The following is a 25,117-nucleotide window of genomic DNA, read 5'->3' as shown; positions in this document are numbered from 1 at the left end:
GCCCGACCGTTCACCCCCTTGTAGCCCACAGGGCGCCGGCCTAGCATGTTGGCACGCCCACCCAACCGGAAAGGACTGTCATGACACCCGAAGAGTTGATCGCAACGCAAAAGGCGCAATTCGAAGCCATGTTCGACATGGTGACCAAGACCATGGAAAGTATGGAGAAGTTGGTGGTCTTGAGCATGCAGACCGTGAAAGAGACGCTCCAGGACAGCGCTGAAGAGGCCATGACGAAGTTGTCAGCCAAAGATCTGCAGGGTGTGACGGCAAGGCAGGCGCAGTGGATGGAGCCAGTGGCGGAGAAAATGCTGGCTTACGCGCAGCACGTGCATGAGATCGCCTCGGGCGCGCAGGCCGACATCGCAAAGACGGCCGAGGCACAGGTGGCCGAGATGCACCGCAAGTTCATGGCGCTGGTGGAGAGTTCTGCGAAATCCGCCCCCGCGGGATCGGAGCCAGCGGTGGCTTTGATGAAAAGCGCGCTGGAAAATGCGAACGCGGCCTATGAGGCTGTGAGGCAGGCCTCAAAAAAGGCCGCGGACATGGCCGAGACCAATTTGCGTACCGCCACCGGCGAAGTGCGGAAAGCAGCGCAACACAGTGCCGCGCGAGCAAAGCGCAAGACCTGAATGGCGCCCGACCCCGTACAGGTCAGCTGTGGGCATAAGCGAAGCCGGCACGCTCGAGCGCCACAAGTTCGGCCACCACGTCGGGCGTGAGGATTGCGCCCGGTATCAGGTGGTTGGTGAGATCCGCGGCCAATTGTGGCTGCGAAAGCCTGTCCGGGTTGTGTCCCTTGCTGTGAAGGTGGCCAGCGAGCCCCCAAATGCCGTCATGGCAGGCCATGAATACGACGCCGCGGCGTTGCAGAACGGCGATACTCGTGGCCTTGGCTGAGTATGCGCCTTCAGGATTCTGGAAGTCCGCCGGGTTGGCAATGGCTGCGGCGGGAATGTCGATGAACGTATTGCGCTTGACCTTGTTCTTCGTCAGTTTGGAAAATTCATATTTTGTCCACGCCTGCTCGTCGAACAGGGCTAGAGCGGCGGAGCCATGGGTCACGGAGACAATGAGGAAATTGGGATGCTTGAACGACCAGATCTGCGCGTTCAGCGTCAGGCGCATCAGGTTCAGCCAAGGGCCTTCCAGGTCGGTGTTGTGCCAGACCATTTTCGGATTGCCGGGGTAATGCAGGACATCATGGATGGCCTGTGCGTCCCACATCTCGGGGTCGGTAAGTATCATCGGAACCGTCTTGAAGTCCCGACGGTGCGGGGCTTTGGCCAGCGTGTCCATCAGCGTGGCGAGCTGTTGTGAGCCTTGCGGAAGCAGGCTGTCCATGGACTGCTGCGGCTCCGCCGATTGTGCCTGCCCAAAGCCCGCAACATCGGTGCCGGCGATGCCGGCAAAGACCGTCCAAGCCATCACGTTCAACATCTCACGTCGCGACCAACCTTGCCGACTATCTTCGCGCATTGCCTGTCTCCTTCTTGGACCGCCCAGCATAGCCACAACGTGCGGGTCCAACAAGGCCCGGATTCAAGACCGCATGGCGGCAGCGGCAATGTCCAGCGAGCGCAGGCGAAGGTCGGCGTCGAAAATGTCGCAGACGAGCATGAACTCATCGGCGTTCGTCGCTTTGGCCAGGGCTTCAAGCCCGGCACGCACCGTCGTGGGTCCCCCGATCACGGCAGCGGCGAGAAAATCCGCAATTGCAGCGCGCTCCTGCAGGTGGAGCTGTTCCATGAAGCCTGGCACCGGTGGTTGAAGGCGGCCTCGTTGTCCTGTGATGATGCCGAGCACGCGCTGGTAGGTGCTGCTAGCAAGGAATTGGGCTTCGTCGTCCGAAGGCGCCGCAATCAGGGGCACGCCAATGGTGACGTATGGGCGGGCTAGCGTGGAAGAGGGACAGAATTCGCGGCGGTAGAGATCAAGCGCCGACAGGAGCAGGCGCGGTGCAAAGTGTGATGCGAAGGCGTAGGGAAGTCCACGCTGCGCGGCGAGCCGTGCCGAAAACAAGCTTGAGCCCAAGAGCCAGATGGGCACCTGGGTTCCCGCTCCGGGCATGGCGACCAAGCGCTGACCCGGCTCGGGCGGTGCGAGCAAGCGCTGAAGCTCAGCCACGTCGCGGGGGAAGTCATCCTCAGTTTCAATGCGGTCACGGCGCAGCGCGCGCATGGTCAGCGGGTCTGTTCCAGGGGCGCGGCCCAGGCCCAGGTCGATGCGATCCGGGTAGAGCTCAGCCAGGGTGCCGAAGGCCTCGGCCACGACAAGCGGAGCATGGTTCGGAAGCATGACCCCGCCCGAGCCAACGCGAATGCGCTGCGTGCCAGCGGCGACATAGCCGACGAGTACGGCCGTGGCAGAGCTCGCAATGCCGGGCATGTTGTGGTGTTCGGCGAGCCAGTAGCGCGTAAAGCCGAGTTTTTCTGCATGCTGGGCGGTGCGCAGTGCGATGGCCAGTGCATCGGCCACGGTACCACCCTCTCGCACGGCGACGAGGTCGAGCATGGACACGGAGACTGCATTCAGGTTTTGCATGGCAGCCATTTTCGTGCCACTGCGATTTTCTTGCAGGCATATCGTCACCTGCCGTATCGGCTCCCGCGAGGATGGGCGGGATCTTGGCTTCATCCGCCATGGAACGCCTCGATGGCTTCGCGTTGAGTGACCCAGTTTGGACGTGGCGAGCAGACGCGCGGCAAGGAGGTGACCGCGATCGTGGCCCATGGCTGCCGCACACAGCGCTTGGAGCGAACGCAAAAAAACAATCGGGGATCCACCTCGAACCGGTTTCGGCCGGGACGCACGCATCATTGTCCTCTTCGGGCGTGACCCTGAAGGGCGCGCCCATGAGAGTTGCGTCGGCCACCGCGCACGCCTCTGCGAGTGTCGCGATTGCCGGTGGTACTGACGCGTGGCGGCCAAACCGGTTTGCGGCGCATTTACCCGCATCGAGGTGGCGATTGGAGAGCGCGCCAATCGTCTCCAGAGCCCGAGGGGCGTCAGCCTCCAACCAGACGGGATCCGTCAGTGACTGGCAGGGGCTCGCAACGCCGGCAGCAAAAGCGCAGTCAGTACGATGAACCCAAGCGCCGACCAGAAGGGCAAGGCGATACCAAAAACATATGGCACATCAGCGCAAAATCCGTCGGCTCGGAACATCCACGGCGCCCAGTGCGTAATGGGCCAATGGTTGATGGTTACGGCCAGAGGATCGAGCCCGCAAGTCTGACCGGGGTGCCAAACCAGCCACACATGCTTCGCCGCGGCAGCCAACCCGAGCAACCCGCTCAACACGCCAAGAGCGGCAGTCCCACGGCCAATGCCAGGCATCTTGCCAAGCCTTGCCGCAGACGTTATCAGCGCGAATGCCAAGACGGCAAGGTAACCCATGCGTTGCAAGATGCAAAGCGGGCAGGGAGGGTTCCCCAGATGCTGGACCCAAAGCGCGGCTGCCAGAGTTTCGGCGGCGCCCAGCACAACGAAGAGCGCCAGCCAAGTTGTGCGAGAACGCAGCCCTGAATCATTTGCCGAGGACGTGTGTGTCTTGTTCATATTGCGGTCATCTTGAAAATGCCGGTTGCGTTGCCGGAGTCGAATCGCATGTCCATATCGGCAGGTAGCGAGCCGCCGGGAAGGGCTGCGCGGGCGATGAATTCGAAGAATGAGCCCGGAAGCTCCAGCGCATGGACGTTTTGCTCTTGCGGCAGGGGACGCTTGACGCAAGCTGCCCGTAGCGCGGTCTGTCGCACCGTGCCATCCGCGGAGACTTCCACTGCATCCTTGATTGCGTAACCCTCAGCACGCAGGCTGGCCGCGAGCGACTCCACATCGCTCACTCGGTCGGTTGCGTGGTTGAATGTTTGTCCTTCCGTGCTGATCCAAGCCATTTCGGCCGACTCAGCCGCAAGCGCATCATATTGCGCCACGCTGGGCAAAGGGTGCTGGCGTGCGAAGCAGCGCACGAGCTGGGGCAGTAACTCCTGCGCGGTGGCCAAGGGCAGGCTTTCATCGCGTTGTAGGGCATCCAGCGCTGCCAGGTTGTGCTTCGTGAGAGGGTCATGGGAGGCGCCAAGCAGCGCATTCACCGTGGTGTGGAATTCCGCCGAGAACTGATCCGCGTGCAACTCGCTGAGAAAGAACTGGGGGATGCCGCGCGGGTCATCGGTATGGATATACGCGCGGCCGGTCATCTTTAGCCGAGGCAGCGGGTAAGTGCCCGCGAGCGTATAGCCCAGTGGCAACAGGATGCGCGTGATGGCCAATTCGCCTGGTGGTAGCGCGCCACACTGGTCCGCCAACACTGTGCGCACGGCACCGTGGTCAAAAATGATGGATTCGCCGCGCGCGCGCACGCGCTCGACATAGCGCGTCGCTTCGGGAACCGCGTCGACCAATTGCGCAAATAGCGCCAGAGTCAATGCCAGCGTCAATTCCGCGCGTGAGACGGTGCCGCGGCACGGTTCATGGCCGCAGGCGGGCAGCGCGACAAGGTCGATCAAAGCGCGAGCATCGCCCGGCACCACACCCTCAAGCACGGCCAGCAGTTGCGTCTTTGTCTGCATGAAATGGGGTCATCCGTCGGTGGGTTGCATCCCGGCCCGCCTGTCGGGCAGCGGCTCAAAACCTGCATGTTAGAGGCGGCGTTGAGGACGGTTGTTGCAATCGATGACAAGCCCAATTTCCGGGGCACGGTCCAGTCGCCTACAATGGTTGGTTCGGGGCGTAGCGCAGTCTGGTAGCGCATCTGCTTTGGGAGCAGAGGGTCGTAGGTTCGAATCCTATCGCCCCGACCACTTAAATCAAGGACTTACCAAGGGCTGCCCAGGGTGCAGCCCTTGGCGTTTTCTGGATCTTGTTGCCGTTTTCGCGGCGCTTTGTAGCACCAAGGAAAACGTCAGGCGGGCCTGCGCCACAGTCGCATCCTCGATTGTTCGAGGATGGCCAAGCCATTGTCGAAGACATTGGGCTCGCTGGAACCTGCTCTGCAGGGCGAATGCTGAGCATCTGGCCGTTGGGTGCGAGTGCGCGCTTGAACTTGAGGCCGTCCGTTTGAACCGTGTTGCCCGCCCGGCAATGGTCATGCCGCCCGAATCAATGTCCAGGCGCGGCGCTTCGGGGAACACAATTACCTTGCGTCGCACACCCGCTGGGAATGATGATCTCAAGCCAGCCCAAGCAATCCGATTCATCGCGGCGCGACCTTACCTGCATGGCGTCATGGCTGTGGTCGTCGGCAGTCATTCGGAATACGCGCCGGCGTGTTTCCGCCTTGGTTGATTCGAGTAACTGAGGATTCGTGACGGGTTTGCCCACTGCGCCAGAAACGCGCAATATTGCCGTATCTTCTCCGCTGGCGTCTTGGGCCTGCCTTTACGTTTTGGCTCTGGCCTAGGGATGAAGCCGTTCACCGTCCCGAGATAATCGCCATCTGGCGTGCTGACAAGCCCGGTCATGGGGTAGCCGTGCTCTGTCCACCTTTGGCCGAGCATGGCGCGGATTTTGACGGCAATCACAGTTGGTCGACTCATCACACGTCAATTCAGATCAGCCAGCCGGCCACTCTGCCAGGGATTGCGTATTTTCGTGGGGCAGCCTGGGCCGGCCGAACTGGTTCAACCCGCAATCAGATTGCCGACCGGCGCATGTTTGACCTTTGGCGCACCGGCTTGACGAGCCTGCCAGAGGTCATATGCGCTTTGTTGCTGCAGCCAGACGTCTGCGCGGCCGCCATGCTCGATGCCGAGCCAGCCCTCAAGGCGCAAGGCCATTTCGGGTGAGATCGCCGCGCGGCCATTGAGCACGCGCGACAGAGCAGGGCGCGTCACGCCGAGTTGTGCGGCGGCGTCGGTGACGGTCAAGCGCAGCGCCGGCAAGATGTCCTCGCGCAGTGTCAAGCCGGGGTGCGGCGGATTGTGCATGCGGTTCATGGTCGGTTCCTCTCAGTGGTAGTCCTGGTAATCCACCAGGATGGCGTTGTCGCCTTCGAACGTGAAGGTCATGCGCCAATTGCCGTTGATAGTGACGCCGTAATGACCGGAAAGCCCTCCGGCGAGCGGGTGCAAGCCCCAGCCTGGCACATTCATGTCGCTGGCGTTCTTGGCCACATCGAGCTTGGCCAATTGCCGCCCTAGGAGCCTGTCGGACTTTCGAGGCTTTCGGATTTGAAGGCGATGCATGACAATGGAGGCAGTGCATTCCTGGGTTTTTTGCGATGAGCCGCTTCGTTAGCGTTGACCGAGACACTGCCTACCTCCTGCCGCCATCGGTGGACGAGTGGTTGCCGCAGGATCACTTGGCACGGTTCGTTGTGGAAGTCATCGATCGCCTTGATCTGGACGATCTGGTCAAGCAGTATGCGGGGCGCGGATCGGCGGCGCATCACCCTGCCGTGCTGCTGGGGCTGCTGATCTACGGCTACGCCAACGGCGTGCATTCGAGCCGCAAGATTGAGCGCGCGACCTACGACTCGGTGGCGTTTCGCTTTGTTGCCGCCAATACCCACCCCGATCACGACACGCTGGCGACGTTCCGCCACCGCTTCCTCAAGGAAGTCGAGTCCCTGTTTGTGCAGGTGCTGGTGCTCGCACGCGAGATGAAGCTGCTCAAACTCGGACACATTGCGCTGGACGGCACCAAGATCGACGCCAACGCCAGCAAGCACAAGGCGCTGTCGTGGGCGCATGCCAACAAGATTGAGGCGCAGTTGCGCGAGGAAGTCCAGGGCCTGCTGGCGCTGGCGGAGACGAGCGATCGCGCCAGCGCGCCCGACGGCATGGATGTGCCCGCCGAGATCGCCCGGCGGGAGGATCGCCTCAGAGCCATTGCGCAGGCCAAGGCCAAGATCGCGCAGCGCGCAGCCGAACGCTTCAAGACGGAGCAGCAGGAGTTCGAGGCCAAGCAGGCCAAGCGCCAGGCCCAGCGCGACGCGGGCAAGAAACCCCGCGGCAAGGACCCCGAGCCGCCCCAGGCGGGTCCCATGGACAGCGACCAAGTCAACCTCACGGATGAGGAGTCACGCATCATGCCCGTGTCGGGCGGGAGCTTCGAGCAGAGTTACAACGCCCAAGCCGGCGTGGACACCCAGACGATGATGGTGATCACCCGGCATGTGAGCCAGGCGCCCAACGACAAGCGCGAAGTCGTGCCCACGCTGGAGCAGATTGTGGCGTTGCCTGCGGTGCTGGGCGAGGTGCAGTCCCTGATTGCGGACAACGGCTACTGCAGCCAGGCCAACGTGATCGCCTGCGGCGATGCCGGGGTCGAGCCGCTGCTGGCGCTCAAGAGGCAGTCGCATCACACGCCCGTGATGGAGCGCTTCGCATCCGATGCGCCCGACCCTCAGACGACGGATGCGGTGGAGCGGATGGCGCACCGGCTGCGCACACAGGCTGGGCGAGCCCTCTACAGCTTGCGCAAGCAGACGGTGGAGCCGGTGTTCGGCATCATCAAGCGGGTGATGGGCTGGCGCCAGATGAGCCTGCGTGGGCTGGCCAAAGCGCAAGGCGAGTGGAGCTTGGTGACCATGGCCTGGAACATCAAGCGCATGTACGTGCTGCGCGCGGCGTGAGGGAAAATGCGCCCCAATCACGCTAAAACCGAGTCCTCAGGCGGCCTCATGCCCCCTCACTGCGCCGCCTGAACCCTCCAGAACACTCGATCAGCGCGCCGCCGTCCAAAAAAACGCGCCGCACTGATTATCCGGGTTCGCTCGAACTCAAGTCCGACAGACTCCTAGCCGTGGAGCGTGGGCGGCCTGAATGCCGGCTTTGCTGCCTGCTTCGAAGAACGCTCTCAGTCCCTTGTGCCGAAAGGTCTTGATCATAATTCGATTGTATAGCGTGGCGTTACGGGTTGCAAGAGGCTAAGGATTTGAGATGTTGCGGCGGGAAAGAACAGGGCCCGACGGTGCGCCGGGGGCAGGCCGGGCGGAACGAGCCGGCGGAAGTGACGCCGCACAGTGACTCCGGCCTCGGAAATCGCGTCAGGCGGTGGAGCCACTGCCCCGAGGGCGTCCCACGCCTGCGCGGCGCGCTGGAACGGGCCGGCGAGCATCGCGTCGAGCAAGCAGCGGCCGTCCCCCATCCTAAGATCGCACGTCACGTTCCTCCGGGGTGATTTTGCCGTCCGTGCGATCAGGTCAAGAATCTTTAGGGCGCCAGTGCCGTCGGAATGCACCTTGATGCTGGTGCTGTCCAGCGAGACCGCTTCGATCTTGATGCGCACCACCTTGCGCGGTTCCTTGTGATTCAGGCACCGCTCGATGATTTCTGAAAGCACGCCGTCTTTGCCCATCAGTGTGGCGCCGGTGCGGAGCAGGTCGTGCGGTGTCCAGTTACCCCCGCCTCCCCCCCCCCCCCCCCCCCCCCCCGGGGGGGGGCTGAGTGTGCGCAGTGTTTGGGAGCAGAGGGTCGTAGGTTCGACTCCTGTCGCTCCGACCACTTAAATCAAGGACTTACCAAGGGCTGCCATGTGCAGCCCTTGTCATTGGGCGCCCGGCACGGGCGCGCGCCTGCGGGTGCAAGTTCCGCCACAGGTGGTCATGAGGACTCCGCGGCGCTCGGTGCACGGCAGACAGCGCTTGCGGCTCCTCGTCTTGGACCGGTACGGGGCGCATCGTCGGCCGCGCTGCGGCCCCGCTGATGGCCTCCACATGTTCTGCCGAATGACCGTCAGGTGCCGGTCAAAGTCCCTGAGGCTCATCCCCCGCATCGCCTGCGGCCTCCGCAGCGTTCCCAACACAGCCCTCTCTTGCGTGGTCCGCCTCTCGGTGTCGACGATTTGGCGGCGCTGTTGAGTCAATAGATGGACGTACCAATACAGCAAGAGCGCATGCGGTTGGCCCATTTCGGTTGCACCGATTCCTGCTTGTACTAGGTGCAAACCATGATATGTCTGCGACATTTTCTCTTGAAAACGCAAATGATGGGAAGTATGATACGTCAATATATTGTCATAATAGGCAGGTAGCTAGAAAGCGTGTGGCTCACGATAGCCCGCAACTCGCGATCGCAAGCTTCACGTTTGATAGGAAACATCATGCAACGATTTGAAGGCAAGACCGTGATCGTGACGGGTGGCGGAGGCGGGATTGGCGGGGCGACGAGCCGGCGTTTTGCGCAGGAGGGTGCGAAGGTTGCGGTGTTTGACGTGAACCTGGAGGCGGCGCAGAAGGTGGCGGAGGCGATCCGGGCCGAAGGTGGTGCGGCGCAGGCGTTCGGGTGCGACATCACGCGGCGCGTCGAGGTGGACGCCGCGGTGGGCGGGGCCGAAGCGGCGTTGGGGCCGATCGGGGTGCTGGTGAACAACGCGGGCTGGGACGTGTTCAAGCCGTTCATCAAGACGCAGCCGGCGGAGTGGGACAAGCTGATTGGGATCAACCTGATTGGGGCGCTGCACATGCTGCACGCGGTGCTGCCGGGCATGGCCGAGCGCAGGTACGGGCGCATTGTGAACATTGCGTCGGACGCTGCGCGCGGGGGTTCGTCGGGGAGGCGGTGTACGCGGCGTGCAAGGGCGGGCTGGTGGCGCTGTCGAAGACGCTGGCGCGTGAGCACGCGCGCCAGGGCATCACGGTCAACGTGGTGTGCCCGGGGCCGACGGACACCGCCTTGCTGGCTGGTGTGGCCGAAGGGGCGCGGGACCCCGCCAAGCTGCTGGAGGCGTTCCGCAGCGCCATTCCGCTGGGGCGGCTGGGCCAGCCCGACGATCTGGCCAGCGCCATTGCGTTTTTCGGCAGCGATGATGCCAGTTTCATCACCGGTCAGGTCATCAGCGTGTCGGGCGGCCTGACCATGCACGGCTGATTCCGAGGCCGATTTTCAGCGAACATTCAAGGAGCCAGACATGAATTTTGAAGACATCCTGTACGACGTGCGCAACGGCGTGGCCTGGATCACGATCAACCGGCCGGAGAAGATGAACTCGTTTCGAGGCCAGACCTGCGACGAGATCATCCGGGCGCTGAACAAGGCGGGGTATGACAAGGGGGTGGGGGCCATTGTGCTGGCGGGGGCGGGGGACCGGGCGTTTTGCACCGGCGGCGACCAGTCGGCCCACAACGGCAACTACGACGGGCGCGGCACCATCGGGCTGCCGATGGAGGAGCTGCACACGGCCATTCGCGATGTGCCCAAGCCGGTGATTGCGCGGGTGCAGGGCTTTGCCATTGGCGGGGGCAATGTGCTGTGCACGATCTGCGACCTGACGATTTGTTCGGAGAAGGCGATTTTTGGCCAGGTGGGCCCGAAGATGGGGTCGGTGGATCCGGGCTACGGGACGGCTTTTCTGGCGCGCGTGGTGGGCGAGAAGAAGGCGCGCGAGATCTGGTACCTGAACCGGCGCTACAGCGGTGCGCAGGCTGTGGCGATGGGGCTGGCCAACGTGTGCGTGCCGCACGAGCAGCTCGATGCGGAGGTGCAGAAGTGGGGCGAGGAGATTTGCGAGCGCAGTCCCACGGCGCTGGCCATTGCCAAGCGCAGCTTCAACGCCGACACCGCGCACCAGAGCGGGATCGCAGGCCTGGGCATGTACGCGCTCAAGCTGTACTACGACACGGAAGAGTCCCGCGAAGGTGTCAATGCGCGGAAAGAAAAACGCAAGCCGGATTTCCGCAAATACGCGAAGTAGATCCCCCTAATCACCGAGCGCGCACCGCGCGGTGTTCCGCCACACGGCAGTCCACTGCGGCAGCGCGCATTCAGGAGACGAGCCATGAACCCCTATCTCGACGAAGACCTCGTTGCACTCGGCGACCACGCGCGGCGTTTCGCCACCGACCGCATCGCTCCCGGATTTCTGGAGCGCGACAAGACGCGTGAACTGGAACGTCGACTGATGCGTGAAATGGGCGAGATGGGATTCATCGCGCCGGAGCTGCCAGAGGCGTTCGGAGGTCAGGGCCTGGGCTGCCTGGCCGCAGGCGTCATCCACGAAGAGATTGCGCGCGCCGATCTCAGTATTTCCTATATCAATCTGCTCGCCTCGTTGAACGGTCAAATCCTGTCGCAGCATGGCCAGCCCGAGGTCGTCAAGCCTTGGCTCGAGAAGCTCACACGCGGCGAAGCCCTGTTTGCGATTGCGCTGACCGAGCCGCGCGGCGGCTCCGATGCCGCAAATTTGCGCCTGCGGGTCGAGCGCATTGGCGACGAGTACGTGATAAATGGGGAGAAGACCTCGATTTCGGCGGCCGACCAGGCCGATGCCACCGTCGTCTTCGGCCGCACCGGCACGGTCGAGTCCGCAGCGCATGGCGTGACGGCGATGCTGGTGCCGATGGACATTCCCGGGATCACCACGAGCCGCTTCGACTGTCATGGTCAGCGTGCGATTGGCCGTGGCTCGATCTTCTTCGAGAACGCGCGCGTGCCCGTGAGCTACCGACTGGGCGCCGAGAACAAGGGCTTCGTGCAAGTGATGCAGGGCTTCGACTTTTCGCGCGCCCTGATCGGCCTGCAGGTGCTGGCCGTCGCCCGGGTTGCGCTTGAGGAAACCTGGGAGTACGTCGCGCAGCGCGAAGCATTTGGCAAGCCGCTCGCGGGGTTCCAGGGCGTCTCGCATCCGCTTGCCGAATTCGAGACCCAGGTCGAGGCCGCTCGCCTGTTGTGCCTGCAAACGCTTTGGCTGAAGGATAAGGGCGGGCCCCACAGTGCCGAGGCGGCGATGTGCAAATGGTGGGGACCCAAGCTCGCCTACGACGCGATTCACCAGTGTCTGCTGATGTTCGGACATGGCGGCTACGACCGAGGCTTGATGGAGCAGCGCCTGCGCGACGTGCTTGGATTCCAGATCGGCGACGGCACGGCGCAGATCATGAAGACCATCATCGCCCGTACGCATGGCGGCCGCGCCGCGGTGCCGGCCTGATCGGGCGCGGCAGATCCATTGCAGACAAAGGAGAAGCCATGGAATTCGACGCCGACCTGCTGCCACCGCGCCGTGCAGCCAGCATCGCGCAGGGCCTCTGGCATGACCGCACCATCAACGACGATCTTGACGCCTGTGCCGCCGGCTACCCGGACAAGGTGGCGCTGACAGCACTGCAGGCTGAGTCGGGTTCGGTCCGTCGCTTTACCTACCGCGAACTGGCGGCGAAGGCCGATCGGATTGCCGTGGGCCTGTCGCGCCTGGGCGTCGGCCGCAGCGACGTCGTGGCCGTGCAACTGCCGAACTGGTGGGAGTTCACGCTGACCTACCTCGCTTGCTCGCGCCTCGGCGCGGTTCTCAACCCCATGATGCACATCTTCCGCGAGCGCGAATTGGCATTCATGCTCAAGCATGGAGAGGCCAAGGTCGTCATCGTACCCAAGGTGTTCCGCGGCTTCGACCACGAGCGGATGGTCGAGGCGATGCGTCCTGACTTGCCTGCGCTTGGGCACGTCGTGGTCGTCGGTGGCAAGGGTGCCAACAGCTTCGATGCGCTGCTTGCCGATCCGGCCTGGGAAGACGAGCCGGACGCCAAGGACATCCTGACCCGCAGCCGGCCGAGGCCGGACGATATCACGCACCTCATCTACACGTCCGGCACCACAGGGGAGCCCAAGGGCGTTCTGCACTCGGCCAATACAGTGATGGCCAACATCATTCCGTACGCGGAGCGGCTGAACCTGGGCAGTAACGACGTGGTGCTGATGGCATCCCCGATGGCGCACCAGACGGGCTTCATGTACGGGTTGATCATGCCGATCATGTTGCGCGCCAGCGCGCTGTTGCAGGACATCTGGGACCCGAGGAAGGCGATCGAACTCATCCGCGCCGAGGGTGCGAGCTTCACAATGGCCTCGACGCCATTCCTGACGGACCTGGCCAGGACGGTGGCCGAAACTGACGCCAGCGTGCCAAGCTTACGCACCTTTGTGTGCGCTGGTGCGCCGATTCCCGGTGCGCTGGTGGAGAAGGCGCGCAAGGATCTCGGCACGAAGATCGTCTCGGCCTGGGGCATGACGGAAACCGGTGCCGTAACGCTGACCGAGTTGGACGATGACGACGAACTCGCGTTCACGACTGACGGCCGCCCGTTGCCAGGCGTGGAGGTCAAAGTAATCGACGCGTACGGCACGTCCCTGCCGGCGAACCATGTCGGCAAGCTGATGGTGCGTTCCTGCTCCAACTTCGGCGGCTACCTGCGCCGACCCCAATGGAACAGCACCGACGCGCACGGTTGGTTCGACACTGGCGATCTTGCCCGCATCGACGAGCGCGGGTACATCCGGATCACCGGTCGCAGCAAGGACGTGATCATTCGCGGCGGCGAGAACATTCCGGTGGTCGAGATTGAGGCTCTGCTCTATCGTCATCCGGCGGTGGCGGAGGCGGCCATCGTGGCCTATCCGGACGAGCGACTGGGCGAGCGTGCGTGCGCGGTGGTGGTCACGAAGCCCGGCCAGACTCTCGACTTCGCCGCGCTGGTCGAATTTCTCAAGGCACAAAAAGTGGCACTGCAGTACATCCCCGAGCGTTTGACCGTGCTCGATGCGATGCCAGCCACGGCATCTGGAAAGATCCAGAAATTCAAACTGCGCGAGATGATCAAAGAGGCCGCTAAATGAGGGCGCCGCCCCGCCGGCTGGGCGGACGCGTCTCTCTGGTCAGCGGCGTCGGAGTGCCCAATCCGGGCGTTTCGACGACGTGGTCACGCTCCAGCCCAGCGGCAAATAATCGTTCATGACCGTCGGGTCCCTGGCCGTGTCGGTCGGGAACCGTCCGAGACCCGGAGTCACGTTTTCAAGGATCTCACCATGCAAGACCAGCCTGTCCTCGTTGAATGCGTTGACCGCGTCGGCCTGATCGCGCTGAATCGGCCAAAGCAGATGAACGCGCTCAATGACGCGCTGATGGACGCGCTCGGGTCTGCGCTTCTCGCTTTCGATGCCGATGAAGGCATCGGTGCCATCGTGATCACCGGCGGCGCCAGGGCCTTTGCGGCTGGGGCTGACATTGCGGCGATGGCTGACTGGAGCTACATGGATGTCTACCGCAGCGACTTCATCACGCGCAACTGGGAGACCATCCGGCGTGTGCGCAAGCCCGTGATCGCCGCGGTGGCCGGCTTCGCGATGGGCGGCGGCTGCGAGCTGGCTCTGGCCTGCGACATCGTGATCGCCGCCGAGAGTGCCAAGTTCGCGTTGCCCGAAGTCAAGCTTGCGATGCTTCCAGGCGCCGGCGGAACGCAGCGCCTGCCGCGTGCAATCGGCAAAGCGAAGGCGATGGACATGTGCCTGTCTGCGCGCACGCTCGATGCCGCCGAGGCCGACCGCTACGGCTTGGTGTCGCGTGTCGTCCCCGACGAGCAACTGCGTGCGCAAGCCCTCGCGCTGGCGGCGAAGGTTGCCAGCTTCTCGCTGCCCGCGCTGATGGCCATCAAGGAGTCGGTCAATCGCGCCTACGAAGGGTCGCTTGCCGAGGGCATCGGCTTTGAGCGCCGCCAGTTGCATGCCCGCTTCGCCAGTGACGACGCCCACGAAGGCATGAAGGCCTTTCTTGAAAAGCGCGCGCCGACGTTTACCCACCGTTGAACAACGCCGAATTCTTCGGAGCCATTGCTTCGCTTCGGTGCCGCGCTTGGTCACCGAGCGGCGGGTGCTGGTCGGTGACGCCGAGGCTATGAAGGCCATGGGCCTGTTCGACCGGTGTACTCCCGACGAGTCCGCGGCATCGGCTTGCCGGGCCCCCTGATGGATGGCCCCCAGGCGCGGAAGTGCGAGTCCCACCGCGCATCGCGCTGGCGCAATGACCCCCTGGCGGAGCAATCGCGCTTGGCCATCCCGGAAGCACCACTAATGCATCGCATCCAACAAAGTGCGCTGCGCGCTCGGTCCGATGTGTGTCGGCGCCGTGCGGGAAACTTCCAAGCTGCTTGAGCGCCATTGAGATTCCGTGCTCACGAGACGCGCAGACGTTCCATCGTGAGAGAGGTGCACAGCAGCGAAAAGGCGCGGATCGCGCAGCGCACGGTGGACCACCGGTGGAGAGATGCTTTGACGCGGGTCGTAAGACCCACGCTAAACCTGCCTCGACGAAGCAGGAAGTGAGACTCGTTGATGTTCGCTCACTTGCGAGCATGATTGAGCAGGTCCGATGAAGCGGTCTTGACATCCTGCCCGACCCAAAGGAAGACGGAGATGCCTACGGCGCTCATCCCGGCTTCGAGCCGGAGCGAGTCGCTTTGGCGGGTTCCTGCTGCTGGCGGCATTGTTACACCCCCTTCACAGGCGAACCGGGCGCGTCCCGCCCTTCATTGCAGGATAAATTACAGCAGCCAGCGAACCAACCGCAAGCCCCACAAGGATGCCCGTGGCATCCGCGCTATCCTTCGCCGTCCTGAACGGCGTGGCTTGTCGCGCGCCGGGTCAGCATGCAAGTCCAAGTCCATGCGAATTGCCCTTGCCTTCTAGGGGCGCGGTTTGCTCAGTGCCGAAACCGCTGGTAGGTGTTCCAGAACCGCAAGCCGGAGATTGATCAATTGCGTCTGCAGCTTGATCGCTTCGACAAGGACCTTGGCTTCCGGCGTCTGGGCCTTGTCCACAAGGTCGTCAAAGCGTTGCCAGATTTCGCGGATTTGGTCGCTCATCAGTTAGCTCCGGAAAGCCCGGCGCTTTGGCCGGGGAGGGAAGAAATGCCATGCGATGATCCGCTTGGCTTTCGGTGAATTAGGGCGCTGGCGCTGATGAGACTGGCGAGCGCTGCTTCAGTGACGCAGTGAAGCCATTGCCATGCCAAAGCTTACGAAAATGCTGCCGGTTACACGCTGAAACGCACGTGCGATTTTTGCGCTGCGCAACATCGCGCCCAAGCGCGAGCCAAAGCCGGCGTAGATGAAGTACCAACTTACTTCAATGACGGCAAAGGTGCCGATGAGCACCGCGAATTGAGGTAGCCAATGTGCCTTGGGGCTCATGAACTGCGGCAGAAGAGCGGCCGCGAACAGGATGGCCTTGGGATTGCTGCTGGCGACCAAAAAGCCGTTACGAAACAGAGCCATGGAGCGATGCGCGGTATGGACTGGCGCATTGGTGTCGGGCGTCATTTCTTCAAATGCATGGGCGAGCGTGGCTGTGCGCCATGTTTTGATGCCTAGGTAGATGAGATAGGCTGCGCCAGCCAAGCGCATTGTGTCGAACAACGCCGGCCAGGCTTGGAGAAACACGCCAAGCCCTGCGGCGGAAATGGACATCATCAACAGCAGCGCTGCCAGACAACCAGCCATCGTCGCCGTGGATCGGCGCCAGCCGTGGCGGGCGCCATGGCTCATCACAAGCAGCATGTTGGGACCTGGAATTGCCGAGATGACGGCAACCGTGGCGGCATACAACAACCAAGTGTGTGGATCCATAGGTCCAAGGTGTTTGCGAAGATTCCCAGTATGCCACGGGCGACGCATTCTCGCGTGCCGAGTTGCCGGCACGACCTGGCACACAGGCCTTCACTGCGTGCGCCGGGTTTTTCCAGTGCCTGCGGGGTTGGTGGCGGCGGCGCCGATTACGCGATTCGGGCAGGCTATGAGCGCACCTTGGCGATGTCGGAGCGTCCCGAATCCGAGCGGGTCTAAGATGACGGGTAAGACATTCCCACCGTGAGGACTTTCGTGGATCAGCAATCCGTACGACAAAGCCTGGAGCGGCTGCGTGCAGCACTTGACTCCGGCGCACCGCTTGACGACCAAATCAAAGCGGACCTGGCTTCCCTTGACATGGACATTCGCCGTGCGCTGGAAGGTGACGTGGCGCGCGTTGAATCGGGCCTGACCGAGCGCGTGCGCGAAATTTCGGTGCGCTTTGCCGAGCGCCATCCGACGGCGGCCGCCGTCCTGCGTGAACTCGGCACATTACTGGAAGGCATCGGCGCCTGAGCGGCGCCTGCAAAGCCTCTGACTCGGCGTGTATCCCACGCGCCGTGCCCAATCTGCTATCGCCATGAGTTTTTGTGCCTTCGAACCAGCCTACTTCGCCGGAACCGCGCCGCCGGATCCGGGCCAGTTGCATGAGGTGGCGCCCGGTGTGTACTGGCTGCGCATGCCCATGCCGCTGGCGCTGGATCACATCAACCTGTGGCTCCTGGAGGATGGGACGGGCTGGACCGTGGTGGACTGTGGGCTGACGACCGATGCCACGCGTCAAGCGTGGGAGTATTTGTTCACATCAGGCATGAAGGGGCGGCCAATCCGGCGCGTGATCTGCACCCACATGCACCCGGATCATGTTGGATTGGCGGACTGGCTGTGCGCGCGCTGGGAGGCCCCGCTGCTGATGACGCAAGGCGAGTACCTGAGCGCCCGCTTGCTTTCGGCGGGCCTGCCACCAACCGACACGGCGTCCATGTTGGCGCACTTTCGCGCGCACGGGGCTGACGGCATTCACTTACAGGAACTGGCGGGTCGCGGCAATTTCTATGCCCGTATGGTGCCTTCGGTACCCTTGCATTTTCAGCGCCTGATGCACGGGCAGATGCTGCGTATCGGCGGATGCGAGTGGCAGGTGATCGAAGGTGGCGGTCATAGCCCCGAGCATGCGTCGCTGTGGTGCGAGGCGCGCGAAATTCTCATTTCCGGCGACTTGCTTTTGCCGCGCATCTCCACCAATGTGTCGGTTTTTCCGATCGAGCCTGAGGCCGACGCGCTCGGCCGGTACTTGCGCGCCTTGGCCCGCTTTGCCCAATTGCCGGCTGCGATGCGCGTGTTGCCGTCCCACGGCTTGCCATTCACGGGGGCGCACGCCCGTATCCGGCAATTGCGCCAACACCATGCCGAGCGCCTGGCGCGTGTGCTTCAGGTCTGCGAAGGGCAGGCGCTCACGGCGGCCGACCTGGTGCCGGTGTTGTTCAAGCGGCAGCTCGACGCACACCAGCTTGGTTTCGCGCTTGGCGAGGCGATCGCCCATGCCCACCGATTGTGGGCGGACGGAGCGCTGCTGCGCAGTGTCGATGCGCAGGGCGTCATCCGCTTTTGCCTGGCGCAGAGGACGGGCGAACCGAAGCCAGATCTCGAGAGCCTCGCACGCACAGCCGCCGGGCTGTAGCGCCCAAGAAGGGCCGGCGCGCTCTCAAGTGTCTGCCTCAGCGCGCATTGCGCCAGCGCCGCTTGGTTCTTTCGCGTCGCGCGCCCCGATCATCAATGCTCGCAAGAGCTCAGGCGACGCGCCTTCTTGTGCATCAACATTACAGCTAACTATAATGTGTAATATGAAACGATTATCGATGAGCCCTGATGGCGGTTTGACGATCGGGGAGCTTGCTCGCAGGGCCCGGCTCGCAACAGAGACGTTACGGCATTACGAACGCATGGGGTTGCTCATTCCGAGCCAGCGCACAGCCTCTAATTACCGGGTGTACGACAGTGCGGCAGTTGAGCGCTTGCGCTTCATCCGTCGCGCCCAGGCGCTGGGGTTTTCATTGCCGGAAGTTCGTGAACTGCTCGGCCTTCATGCCGATTCGGGCGCCGACATGGGGCGAGTGAAGGGTATTGTGCAAGAGCGTATCGCGCAGATCGACGCGCGCATCGCTGACCTTCAGCAGCTGAAGGCGGGGTTGCATGCATTGGTCGAGCAGTGTCCGGGGCATGGCGCAACCAATGCGTGCCCCATTTTGGCAGCACTCACGCGTGAACCGCACGCATGAGTGCCTCGCCGTGGAGAATCGCATGAATACCTCAGCAACCTCGGCATCGTCAGGCGGCTCGCAAACCAGTGGTGAGGTTCAGGCGTCTTCGACCTGTGCCTTGCAGTTGGATATCGACGGTATGACCTGTGCATCGTGCAGCGGCCGCGTGGAGCGCGCGCTCAATGCGATGCCGGGCGTGCAGGCCACGGTGAACCTGGCCAGCGAGCGCGCCGAGCTGCGTTTTGATCCAGCACTGGTGCAGCCGGAACAGTTGGTGAATATGGTACGGGAGACCGGCTATGCGCCGCGCACGGCGGAAGTCGTCCTGCATGTGGACGACATGACATGCGCATCATGCGTGGGGCGCGTCGAACGCGCACTGACGGCAGTTCCTGGGGTCATCGACGCGAGCGTGAACCTGGCCACTGAGCGCGCCAGCGTGCGGTACATCCCGGCCAGCGTGCAACCGCAGGCGCTGATCCAGGCCGTGGTGGACGCGGGGTACGGGGCCATTCTTCCCCAAGGTGACGCTGCCGCGCTGGAGGCCGCGCAGGCTGAGCACAAGCTTCGACAACTGCAGGCAATGCGTCGCGATGTGCTGTGGGCGGTAGGCCTAGCCGTGCCGGTCATGGTCCTGTCGATGGGCAGCATGGTCTCGTCCACTTTTGGACAGTGGCTGGACGCGGCAGCTCCCGCGATGATTCCCCGTTTTTGGGACTGGGTGCAGGCACTGCTCACCAGCGTCGTGCTGTTCGGTCCGGGGCGGCGCTTTTTCCGACCGGGTTGGGCCGCCTACCGGCACCTATCACCTGACATGAATTCACTTGTGTCGACTGGAGCGGGCGCTGCCTGGCTCTTTGGCATGGTGGTGCTGCTCGCGCCTGGCATGCTGCCGCCGGATGCACGGCACGTGTATTTTGATTCTGCGGCAGTGGTGGTGGCTGCCGTGCTATTCGGCAAGTATCTTGAGGAGCTGGCCAAGGGCCGCACCGCAGGCGCCATTCGCGCCCTGGTCAAACTGCAGGCCAAGGATGCGCGGGTCAGGCGTGATGGCGTCGAAGTTACCGTGGCCATCACGGACGTGCACATTGGGGACCAGGTTGTTGTGCGCCCTGGTGAGCGCCTGCCTGTCGATGGCAGCGTGATCGATGGGAGCTCATACGTGGACGAAGCCATGCTGAGCGGTGAGCCCATACCGGTGACCAAGCGCGCAGGCGATGCAGTGCGAGCAGGCACGGTCAACCAGCAGGGTCTGCTCGTGGTCGAGGCCACCTCTGTGGGGCAAGGCACCTTGCTGGCGCAAATTATTCGGCTGGTTGAGCAGGCGCAAAGTGGCAAGCTGCCGATTCAGGGTCTGGCCGACCGCGTGGTGCGCGTGTTCACCCCTGCGGTGCTCGCGATTGCCATCCTCAGCTTTATCGTCTGGTTGTGGATTGGACCGCCCCCGGCGATCAGTCAGGCGTTGCTTGCTGCCGTAGCCGTTCTGGTGGTGGCCTGCCCTTGCGCCATGGGGCTGGCCACTCCGGCCGCCATCATGGTGGGTACCGGGCGCGCAGCCGAGCTTGGCGTGCTGTTTCGCAAGGGTGAGGCGCTGGAAGCCCTGTCCCATGTCGATACCGTGCTATTGGACAAGACGGGAACGGTCACGCGCGGACGTCCGGCGCTGACCACGATCTGGGCTTGCCCTGGGTTCAGTGAGGGCGATGTGCTGCGCTGGGCTGCGGCGGTTGAGTCGGGTTCCGAGCATCCGTTGGCTCTTGCGGTGCTGCAGGCTGCACGCGAGCGTGGAGTTGTTCTGCCGGTTGCGAGTGAGTTTTCGTCCGTGACAGGCTATGGTGCGCAGGCCGTGGTGGACGGTGGGTGGGTGCATGTCGGGGCCTTGCGCTATGTGGAGCAGCAGGGCATCGACCCGGGTCAAACCGCAGCACAAGCTGAGCGCCTTCAGGCCGAGGGCCACACGACCGTATTCGTGATGCGCGACACGCGCATGGCTGGCGTGCTGGGGATTTCCGACCCCATCAAGGCTGATGCGGCCGCAGTAATTACGGCTCTGCAGGGTTTGGGGTTGGGTGTGGAGCTCGTCACGGGCGATTCGGCACGCACCGCCCAGGCGGTGGCCAGACAGCTTGGCATCACCAGCGTGCACGCTGAGGTGCTGCCCGAGGGCAAGGCCAAGGTGGTGCAGGCGTTGCAGGCGCAAGGCCGCCGCGTGCTATTCGCGGGCGACGGCATCAATGACGCGCCGGCGCTTGCCCAAGCCGACGTGGGCATGGCGTTGGCCAGCGGGACCGACATCGCTATCGAGGCCGCAGACGTCACCCTCACGCGTGGTGAACTGCCCGGTGTGCTTACGGCCCTGCGCGTGGCGCGCCGGACAATGGCGACGATTCGGGGCAATCTGTTTTGGGCTTTTGCCTACAACGTGCTGCTCATTCCCGTTGCTGCAGGGCTCGGCGCACCATGGGGCTTGCACTTGAATCCCATGCTTGCTGGTGTGGCCATGGGCCTTTCGTCCATCTTCGTGCTCGGCAACAGCATGCGCCTGAAGGGGCTGCAACCCTACAGGCTTCAAGCGACGCCAGCGCAGCCCAAGACATTGACGGTTGATGCCGTGCATGCGTCGCCATAAGCGAAGCCAAGCGCTTGCACGTCATTCGCCGCACCCTTTTCTTTTTGTCAATGATTCCAACCAGGGACTTCACATCATGCAAACCACCACGCTAGGCATCAGCGGCATGACCTGCCAACACTGCGTTGCAGCCGTTACCAAGGCACTTCAAGCGGTCCCCGGCGTGCAGAGCGCCCAGGTGGATCTTGCGCAGGGCAAGGCCTCAGTTGACGGCAGCGCTCCCGTGCAGCTCTTGATCGATGCCGTCGCCAAGGCCGGCTACGCGGCCACCGATAAGACCTGAAGCTGCGTATGCATGCTCCGCGCGACGCGTGCATGCCGGCGCCTCGAATGCGGGCAAACTACACTGAGCGGCGCTGGAAATCCGGCAACAGCCACACGCTGCCCGTAGCTCAGTTGGATAGAGCAACAGCCTTCTAAGCTGTGGGTCGGGGGTTCGATTCCCTCCGGGCAGGCCAAAAAAGTAGCTATTAAAACAATCAGTTGTAGATCTTTCCGAGGATTGACTCGAAATCTAAAATGTCTCTTGTCATGGTGAAATCCGTCCCCCATTCCCCCTGAATTCCCCCTGACTGGTGTTTTTTCCCGGTATTTCCGCTCCCCCTGAATTTCCCCTGGCCGCTTTTGAACACCTCGCCGCGCCTTCCTCCTTCTCGCCCGGCCTGACGCGCAGCGGCACTTCGGCGAAGCTGTCCAATCACGCTATGAGGGTCGCTGGCCATACGGTTTTCCGTAGCCTACGATTTTCCGTGGGTTGCTACATCGACCGCTCCGGCGAAGCAAGCGACCAGGCCAACACCCTTTTCCCCACATGCCATGTTTTGCGCTGGCATACGGGCTGAGCTACGGCATCAACTCTCCCGCTGCAACGCCGTTCGTTTAGCGGCGGGAGCCCTTCTTCTCGCCAGCTCGTAAAGCACAATTGGCTGCGCATATTGAGTTCGAGCCGCGGCGCTCACAATTCGTGCAAGTCTTTGATTTTGCGCGAGAGAGATTTAGATGTGTCGATGTAAAACGTACGCACACACGTCCGCAGCCGCGTACGCAACAACGTATGCAACAACGTATGCAACAACGTATGCAACGACGTATGCAACGACGTACGTACGCACATACCCCAAGTGCCTGCAGCTCCTGCCTTGACGCGCTGTCGCGGGCGCTACGTTGCGCCCGCACATGGTCCGCGCACCCTCATGCGCCGAACGGATCGAACATGCGGCAAAAATGCCAAACAATGGGCATGAAATGGCACAACGCTCTTCTCAACCAGACATTCTTGTGTAGAATGTCAATTGTGTAGTTCCGTTACGACTTTTCCATTGCGCGCTGAAGCCATAGCTTTCGCAAACTTCCAGTCCAGGCAAAAAAAGTGAACGCCGCATCGATCCGTCACAGCCAGAGCACCAGCCGCGCAGCACGCGCGTTGGCAGCAGGGCGCGTGCGGTTGGCGCTGTGGTTGATGCCGTGCCTCGCGCTTGCAATCGCGGGTTGGGGGATTGGGGCGGAATCGCACAACCTGAGCGCGGTTCGCGGCTGGACCGTGCTGATTGCTGCTGTAGTTGCCGCTGTCTCGCTACTCATTCAACACAGCGACACAATTGCCGACTTGTCGCAAGACGCAATCGCTCAAGCGCTAACAAGCACGGCAATAGCTTGCGCGAACGGGAAACATGCGCAGCGTGTTGTCTCCTCTCTTCAACGCACCGGCGCAGCGCAGGCCCCCGCCCGCATGCGCGCAAAGAAAGTGGTTGCGACCCTTGGCGCCCGCGCCCTTGCGTCGCTTTCCCTGACCCCACGCATCATCGGCCAACGCCCTCTGCCCCAGCGCGGTTAGCGCTGGGCGGCATCCCTCCCTTCTTTTGCTGCCCCGCGCTGCCAGCGCCGGCGGCCGTTTGCGCGCGTTCTGCGCACGAACAGCAACCCAGGCCGACGCGCAGCAGCCAGCGCTAGCTCCCTTTCTTCCCAACAACCGGGTTGACAGCTGGGAGTGAGAAATGGAAGTACAGAAGTTGGTTTTTTCGATGCGTGAGATCGGCGTGTTTGTCAGCAAAGCGCACTCAACGCTTGACAACCGCCTCGACCGCGAAACGGGCATCCTGGAAATCGGGCCCGGCCAGACCATGCAACTGGTTCGCATCGGGCGCGAATGGATGGCCCCGAAGCACGAGCTGGAGCGCTTTCTCGTTGCCGTCGGCCTGGCCGAACCCGGCCAGCTCGACGCGATGACGCGCCCTCAACCCCAACCCCAGCCACAGCAGGCCGCAGAGCCCCGGTGAAGCGCCGCCCAGGCCGCCCGCGCAAGTCAACGCTAATCGGGTTTGGGGGCATGGGCCAAGGAGAGCTGCGATGAACAGGCTGCAGAAACAAGCGTTCGCTGCGCTCTCCCCGTCGGCGCAACAGATGGCGTTACGCGACCGGAAATTCGGGCGGGAAATCGACGTTGGGGCCGCCTGGCTCGCGGAGCAGGAGGGGATCACGGCCGAGCGGTTCCTGGGCCGCCAGCGCAACGCGCGTCGGCCCATGGTGGACGGGCCGGACAAACTCGCGGCGATCGACATTGCGGACATTGTCAACAGCCGCGAGGGGCACAGCGACGACCCGCTCGAAATCCTGCTAGCGCAAGAGCGTGCGGCTGAAATCATGGCGTCCGAAGTTGCGCAGGCGGAGCTGGCGCGGATTGATGCGCTGGACGACTTGGCCCACGTGGACGTTGGGGCCGAGGCGCGAAAGGAAGGCCTGACCCGCCGCGCGATCCAGTACCGGATTGCCGCCAAGCGCCGGGCCATCTTTGATGGCCAGCTTGACCTGGCCCTGGGCTGAGGAGCCGATCATGAAACGATGCCTGTTTTCGACTGCTAAAAACCTGCCGCCCCTCGACCACGTGCTGCCCGGGCTGCTGGCCGGGACGGTCGGCCTGCTCGTCGGCCAAGGCGCGATTGGCAAGACGTTTTTGGTCATGCAAATCGCGATTTCTACCGTGCTCGGCCGAGCCATTGCGGCGTCCTCCGGGCTGCACGCAGGGGATGGGGGTAGCGTGCTGTGGCCGGCGCCGAAGCCCGGGCCGGTCTTGCTGATACTGGGGGAGGACATTCACGACGTTGTCCAGCATCGGCAAGCAGCGCTAAAAAATGGGCTTCAGCTGACCGACGAAGAGATCGAAATACTCGACAGTGAACTCGAAATTTTGAGCGCAACCGAGCTCGGCGATGACATGCGACTGGTTCAAAAGGACCCGGCCGGCAACATCCAGCGCGGGCCGTTTTTTGATGCACTGCTTGAATTGTGCCGCCAGCGGCGCCTGGTCATTTTGGACCCACTGGCCCTTCTGATCGCGGGCGTGAATGAGAACGACAACGGCCAGATGACCCAGTTCATGCGGGTCCTCACAAGCATTGCAGCTGAAACGGGCTGCGCGATTCTGCTTCCCCATCACGTCGGCAAAACGGGCGCCGGCGGCGGCGAGGATTGGGAGCGCAGCAGGGGCGCAAGCGCCCTGACCACATCGGTGCGCTTGCAACTCAACCTGGGTCCGCCGAGCAAAGACGACATGGGGCAGCTGGGGATTAGCCCGGACGAAGCCGGCTACTGGGTCCGCGTGGCGCAAGTCAAAGCAAACTACGCAGCGCCGAAACCGCACGTCTGGCTACGCCGCGGACCGGGCGGTGTACTTGCCGCGTATGAGCCTTTTTCATCCTCGCCGGAGCCGGCTGTGGCGAACGCAAACACAAACAGCTACGCAGCGGCGAAAGATGGGCTGCGGCCTGCAAGTGCCGTGATTGCGCTGGAGCGGAAGAAGGGAGGGAAGAAAAATGGCCCATTCTGACACTAACGTTGCCGAGCCGAAAGCAAAGTGCGCCCACGCGGGCCGCGCTGGCCGCGCGGTTGACGCCC

At 63.0% G+C, this 25,117-nt stretch carries 23 protein-coding genes, 2 tRNA genes and 3 pseudogenes; 17 read left to right on the top strand and 11 right to left on the bottom strand.

What is annotated here, in order from left to right:
• The first annotated feature begins 80 nt into the window (after positions 1-80).
• Positions 81-632, top strand: coding sequence for a phasin family protein (locus tag CD04_RS0108120; protein WP_031405734.1), 552 nt, complete (start codon positions 81-83; stop codon positions 630-632).
• A 22-nt stretch (positions 633-654) separates the two neighbouring features.
• On the opposite strand, the gene CD04_RS0108115 is transcribed toward CD04_RS0108120, so the two are convergent.
• The 4 genes from CD04_RS0108115 to CD04_RS0108100 all read right to left on the bottom strand — a co-directional run bounded on the left by CD04_RS0108115 (position 655) and on the right by CD04_RS0108100 (position 4,571).
• Positions 655-1,479, bottom strand: coding sequence for a transcriptional initiation protein Tat (locus CD04_RS0108115; protein WP_156030190.1), 825 nt, complete (start codon positions 1,477-1,479; stop codon positions 655-657).
• Between the two features lie 63 nt (positions 1,480-1,542).
• Positions 1,543-2,553 (bottom strand): LLM class flavin-dependent oxidoreductase, encoded by a 1,011-nt coding sequence (locus tag CD04_RS0108110; protein ID WP_369792784.1) that lies wholly within the window; start codon positions 2,551-2,553, stop codon positions 1,543-1,545.
• Positions 2,554-3,033: 480 nt separating this feature from the next.
• The gene (locus CD04_RS0108105; protein ID WP_081857856.1) at positions 3,034-3,561 is read right to left on the bottom strand and encodes a disulfide bond formation protein B; all 528 of its coding nucleotides are present in this window, start codon (positions 3,559-3,561) and stop codon (positions 3,034-3,036) included.
• Positions 3,558-4,571: a DUF1338 domain-containing protein gene (locus CD04_RS0108100; RefSeq protein WP_031405726.1), complete on the bottom strand. Its 1,014-nt coding sequence runs from the start codon at positions 4,569-4,571 to the stop codon at positions 3,558-3,560. The genes CD04_RS0108105 and CD04_RS0108100 overlap by 4 nt, the downstream gene beginning before the upstream one ends.
• Positions 4,572-4,725: 154 nt before the next feature.
• Between CD04_RS0108100 and CD04_RS0108095 the strand changes: the two genes are divergently transcribed.
• Positions 4,726-4,802 (top strand) — tRNA-Pro (locus tag CD04_RS0108095).
• A gap of 444 nt (positions 4,803-5,246) precedes the next feature.
• On the opposite strand, the gene CD04_RS23695 is transcribed toward CD04_RS0108095, so the two are convergent.
• The 3 genes from CD04_RS23695 to CD04_RS0108085 all read right to left on the bottom strand — a co-directional run bounded on the left by CD04_RS23695 (position 5,247) and on the right by CD04_RS0108085 (position 6,185).
• Entirely contained in the window at positions 5,247-5,522 is a 276-nt protein-coding gene (locus CD04_RS23695) for a hypothetical protein (RefSeq protein WP_156030188.1), read from the bottom strand.
• Between the two features lie 99 nt (positions 5,523-5,621).
• Positions 5,622-5,936 (bottom strand): HigA family addiction module antitoxin, encoded by a 315-nt coding sequence (locus CD04_RS0108090; RefSeq protein ID WP_031405724.1) that lies wholly within the window; start codon positions 5,934-5,936, stop codon positions 5,622-5,624.
• A gap of 12 nt (positions 5,937-5,948) precedes the next feature.
• Positions 5,949-6,185, bottom strand: a complete 237-nt coding sequence (locus CD04_RS0108085; protein ID WP_051849028.1) for a type II toxin-antitoxin system RelE/ParE family toxin — start codon at positions 6,183-6,185, stop codon at positions 5,949-5,951.
• 35 nt (positions 6,186-6,220) lie between these two features.
• Here CD04_RS0108085 and CD04_RS0108080 point away from each other — a divergent pair, with 35 nt between their 5' ends.
• The gene (locus CD04_RS0108080) at positions 6,221-7,576 is read left to right on the top strand and encodes an IS1182 family transposase (RefSeq protein WP_031405719.1); all 1,356 of its coding nucleotides are present in this window, start codon (positions 6,221-6,223) and stop codon (positions 7,574-7,576) included.
• 165 nt (positions 7,577-7,741) lie between these two features.
• Here CD04_RS0108080 and CD04_RS24495 read toward each other — a convergent pair.
• Together CD04_RS24495 and CD04_RS25210 are read right to left on the bottom strand one after the other, a co-directional pair.
• Positions 7,742-7,831, bottom strand: a pseudogene (locus CD04_RS24495) (peptidase); the annotation flags it as partial.
• A 323-nt stretch (positions 7,832-8,154) separates the two neighbouring features.
• Positions 8,155-8,346: pseudogene (locus CD04_RS25210) on the bottom strand (hypothetical protein); the annotation flags it as partial.
• 699 nt (positions 8,347-9,045) lie between these two features.
• Between CD04_RS25210 and badH the strand changes: the two are divergent.
• From badH to CD04_RS0108045, 5 genes and pseudogenes are all read left to right on the top strand, one after another.
• Positions 9,046-9,812 (top strand): annotated as a pseudogene (badH, locus tag CD04_RS21600) (2-hydroxycyclohexanecarboxyl-CoA dehydrogenase).
• Positions 9,813-9,852: 40 nt separating this feature from the next.
• Complete coding sequence (gene badI / locus CD04_RS0108060) at positions 9,853-10,635, top strand: 2-ketocyclohexanecarboxyl-CoA hydrolase (protein WP_031405713.1); 783 nt, start codon at positions 9,853-9,855, stop codon at positions 10,633-10,635.
• Positions 10,636-10,719: 84 nt separating this feature from the next.
• On the top strand, positions 10,720-11,871 hold the full coding sequence (gene aliB, locus CD04_RS0108055) for a cyclohexanecarboxyl-CoA dehydrogenase (protein WP_031405711.1): 1,152 nt from the start codon (positions 10,720-10,722) through the stop codon (positions 11,869-11,871).
• A 38-nt stretch (positions 11,872-11,909) separates the two neighbouring features.
• Positions 11,910-13,553 (top strand): cyclohexanecarboxylate-CoA ligase, encoded by a 1,644-nt coding sequence (gene aliA / locus CD04_RS0108050; protein ID WP_031405709.1) that lies wholly within the window; start codon positions 11,910-11,912, stop codon positions 13,551-13,553.
• Positions 13,554-13,742: 189 nt separating this feature from the next.
• On the top strand, positions 13,743-14,519 hold the full coding sequence (locus tag CD04_RS0108045; RefSeq protein ID WP_031405708.1) for an enoyl-CoA hydratase: 777 nt from the start codon (positions 13,743-13,745) through the stop codon (positions 14,517-14,519).
• Positions 14,520-15,394: 875 nt separating this feature from the next.
• Here CD04_RS0108045 and CD04_RS0108030 read toward each other — a convergent pair.
• Positions 15,395-15,574, bottom strand: coding sequence for a hypothetical protein (locus CD04_RS0108030; protein ID WP_031405704.1), 180 nt, complete (start codon positions 15,572-15,574; stop codon positions 15,395-15,397).
• Positions 15,575-15,691: 117 nt separating this feature from the next.
• A complete protein-coding gene (locus tag CD04_RS0108025) occupies positions 15,692-16,336 on the bottom strand; it encodes a LysE family translocator (RefSeq protein WP_031405702.1) in 645 nt (214 codons plus the stop codon).
• A 252-nt stretch (positions 16,337-16,588) separates the two neighbouring features.
• Here CD04_RS0108025 and CD04_RS0108020 point away from each other — a divergent pair, with 252 nt between their 5' ends.
• From CD04_RS0108020 to CD04_RS0107970, 9 genes are all read left to right on the top strand, one after another.
• Positions 16,589-16,852, top strand: a complete 264-nt coding sequence (locus CD04_RS0108020; RefSeq protein ID WP_031405700.1) for a DUF4404 family protein — start codon at positions 16,589-16,591, stop codon at positions 16,850-16,852.
• A gap of 64 nt (positions 16,853-16,916) precedes the next feature.
• On the top strand, positions 16,917-18,017 hold the full coding sequence (locus CD04_RS0108015; protein WP_038167600.1) for an MBL fold metallo-hydrolase: 1,101 nt from the start codon (positions 16,917-16,919) through the stop codon (positions 18,015-18,017).
• 163 nt (positions 18,018-18,180) lie between these two features.
• Positions 18,181-18,615 (top strand): heavy metal-responsive transcriptional regulator, encoded by a 435-nt coding sequence (locus CD04_RS0108010; RefSeq protein ID WP_231480503.1) that lies wholly within the window; start codon positions 18,181-18,183, stop codon positions 18,613-18,615.
• Positions 18,616-18,637: 22 nt separating this feature from the next.
• Complete coding sequence (locus CD04_RS0108005) at positions 18,638-21,226, top strand: heavy metal translocating P-type ATPase (RefSeq protein ID WP_051849244.1); 2,589 nt, start codon at positions 18,638-18,640, stop codon at positions 21,224-21,226.
• A gap of 76 nt (positions 21,227-21,302) precedes the next feature.
• Positions 21,303-21,509, top strand: a complete 207-nt coding sequence (locus CD04_RS0108000) for a heavy-metal-associated domain-containing protein (RefSeq protein ID WP_031405692.1) — start codon at positions 21,303-21,305, stop codon at positions 21,507-21,509.
• A gap of 98 nt (positions 21,510-21,607) precedes the next feature.
• Positions 21,608-21,684, top strand: a tRNA-Arg gene (locus CD04_RS0107995).
• A gap of 1,536 nt (positions 21,685-23,220) precedes the next feature.
• Positions 23,221-23,502, top strand: a complete 282-nt coding sequence (locus CD04_RS0107980) for a hypothetical protein (protein WP_031405685.1) — start codon at positions 23,221-23,223, stop codon at positions 23,500-23,502.
• 70 nt (positions 23,503-23,572) lie between these two features.
• The gene (locus tag CD04_RS0107975) at positions 23,573-24,046 is read left to right on the top strand and encodes a hypothetical protein (protein ID WP_031405683.1); all 474 of its coding nucleotides are present in this window, start codon (positions 23,573-23,575) and stop codon (positions 24,044-24,046) included.
• Between the two features lie 10 nt (positions 24,047-24,056).
• Entirely contained in the window at positions 24,057-25,049 is a 993-nt protein-coding gene (locus CD04_RS0107970; protein ID WP_197033058.1) for an AAA family ATPase, read from the top strand.
• Positions 25,050-25,117 lie beyond the last annotated feature (68 nt).

It is taken from the genome of Thiomonas sp. FB-Cd (assembly GCF_000733775.1).
In the GTDB taxonomy this organism is placed as follows: domain Bacteria; phylum Pseudomonadota; class Gammaproteobacteria; order Burkholderiales; family Burkholderiaceae_C; genus Thiomonas_A.
Note: the sequence above shows the minus strand (reverse complement) of the source record. Positions and strands in the feature narration are given on the sequence as shown.

Coding starts and splice junctions, on each gene's coding strand:
- CD04_RS0108085 (WP_051849028.1), bottom strand. CDS start 6,185: ATGCATCGCCTTCAAATCCGAAAGCCTCGAAAGTCCGACAGGCTCCTA.
- badI (WP_031405713.1), top strand. CDS start 9,853: ATGAATTTTGAAGACATCCTGTACGACGTGCGCAACGGCGTGGCCTGG.
- CD04_RS0107970 (WP_197033058.1), top strand. CDS start 24,057: ATGAAACGATGCCTGTTTTCGACTGCTAAAAACCTGCCGCCCCTCGAC.
- CD04_RS0108090 (WP_031405724.1), bottom strand. CDS start 5,936: ATGAACCGCATGCACAATCCGCCGCACCCCGGCTTGACACTGCGCGAG.
- CD04_RS0108000 (WP_031405692.1), top strand. CDS start 21,303: ATGCAAACCACCACGCTAGGCATCAGCGGCATGACCTGCCAACACTGC.
- CD04_RS0108105 (WP_081857856.1), bottom strand. CDS start 3,561: ATGAACAAGACACACACGTCCTCGGCAAATGATTCAGGGCTGCGTTCT.
- CD04_RS0108005 (WP_051849244.1), top strand. CDS start 18,638: ATGAATACCTCAGCAACCTCGGCATCGTCAGGCGGCTCGCAAACCAGT.
- aliA (WP_031405709.1), top strand. CDS start 11,910: ATGGAATTCGACGCCGACCTGCTGCCACCGCGCCGTGCAGCCAGCATC.
- CD04_RS0108080 (WP_031405719.1), top strand. CDS start 6,221: ATGAGCCGCTTCGTTAGCGTTGACCGAGACACTGCCTACCTCCTGCCG.
- CD04_RS0108110 (WP_369792784.1), bottom strand. CDS start 2,553: ATGGCTGCCATGCAAAACCTGAATGCAGTCTCCGTGTCCATGCTCGAC.
- CD04_RS0107980 (WP_031405685.1), top strand. CDS start 23,221: ATGGAAGTACAGAAGTTGGTTTTTTCGATGCGTGAGATCGGCGTGTTT.
- CD04_RS0108010 (WP_231480503.1), top strand. CDS start 18,181: ATGAAACGATTATCGATGAGCCCTGATGGCGGTTTGACGATCGGGGAG.
- CD04_RS0108120 (WP_031405734.1), top strand. CDS start 81: ATGACACCCGAAGAGTTGATCGCAACGCAAAAGGCGCAATTCGAAGCC.
- CD04_RS0108100 (WP_031405726.1), bottom strand. CDS start 4,571: ATGCAGACAAAGACGCAACTGCTGGCCGTGCTTGAGGGTGTGGTGCCG.
- CD04_RS0108045 (WP_031405708.1), top strand. CDS start 13,743: ATGCAAGACCAGCCTGTCCTCGTTGAATGCGTTGACCGCGTCGGCCTG.
- CD04_RS0107975 (WP_031405683.1), top strand. CDS start 23,573: ATGAACAGGCTGCAGAAACAAGCGTTCGCTGCGCTCTCCCCGTCGGCG.
- CD04_RS0108030 (WP_031405704.1), bottom strand. CDS start 15,574: ATGAGCGACCAAATCCGCGAAATCTGGCAACGCTTTGACGACCTTGTG.
- aliB (WP_031405711.1), top strand. CDS start 10,720: ATGAACCCCTATCTCGACGAAGACCTCGTTGCACTCGGCGACCACGCG.
- CD04_RS0108115 (WP_156030190.1), bottom strand. CDS start 1,479: ATGCGCGAAGATAGTCGGCAAGGTTGGTCGCGACGTGAGATGTTGAAC.
- CD04_RS0108015 (WP_038167600.1), top strand. CDS start 16,917: ATGAGTTTTTGTGCCTTCGAACCAGCCTACTTCGCCGGAACCGCGCCG.
- CD04_RS0108025 (WP_031405702.1), bottom strand. CDS start 16,336: ATGGATCCACACACTTGGTTGTTGTATGCCGCCACGGTTGCCGTCATC.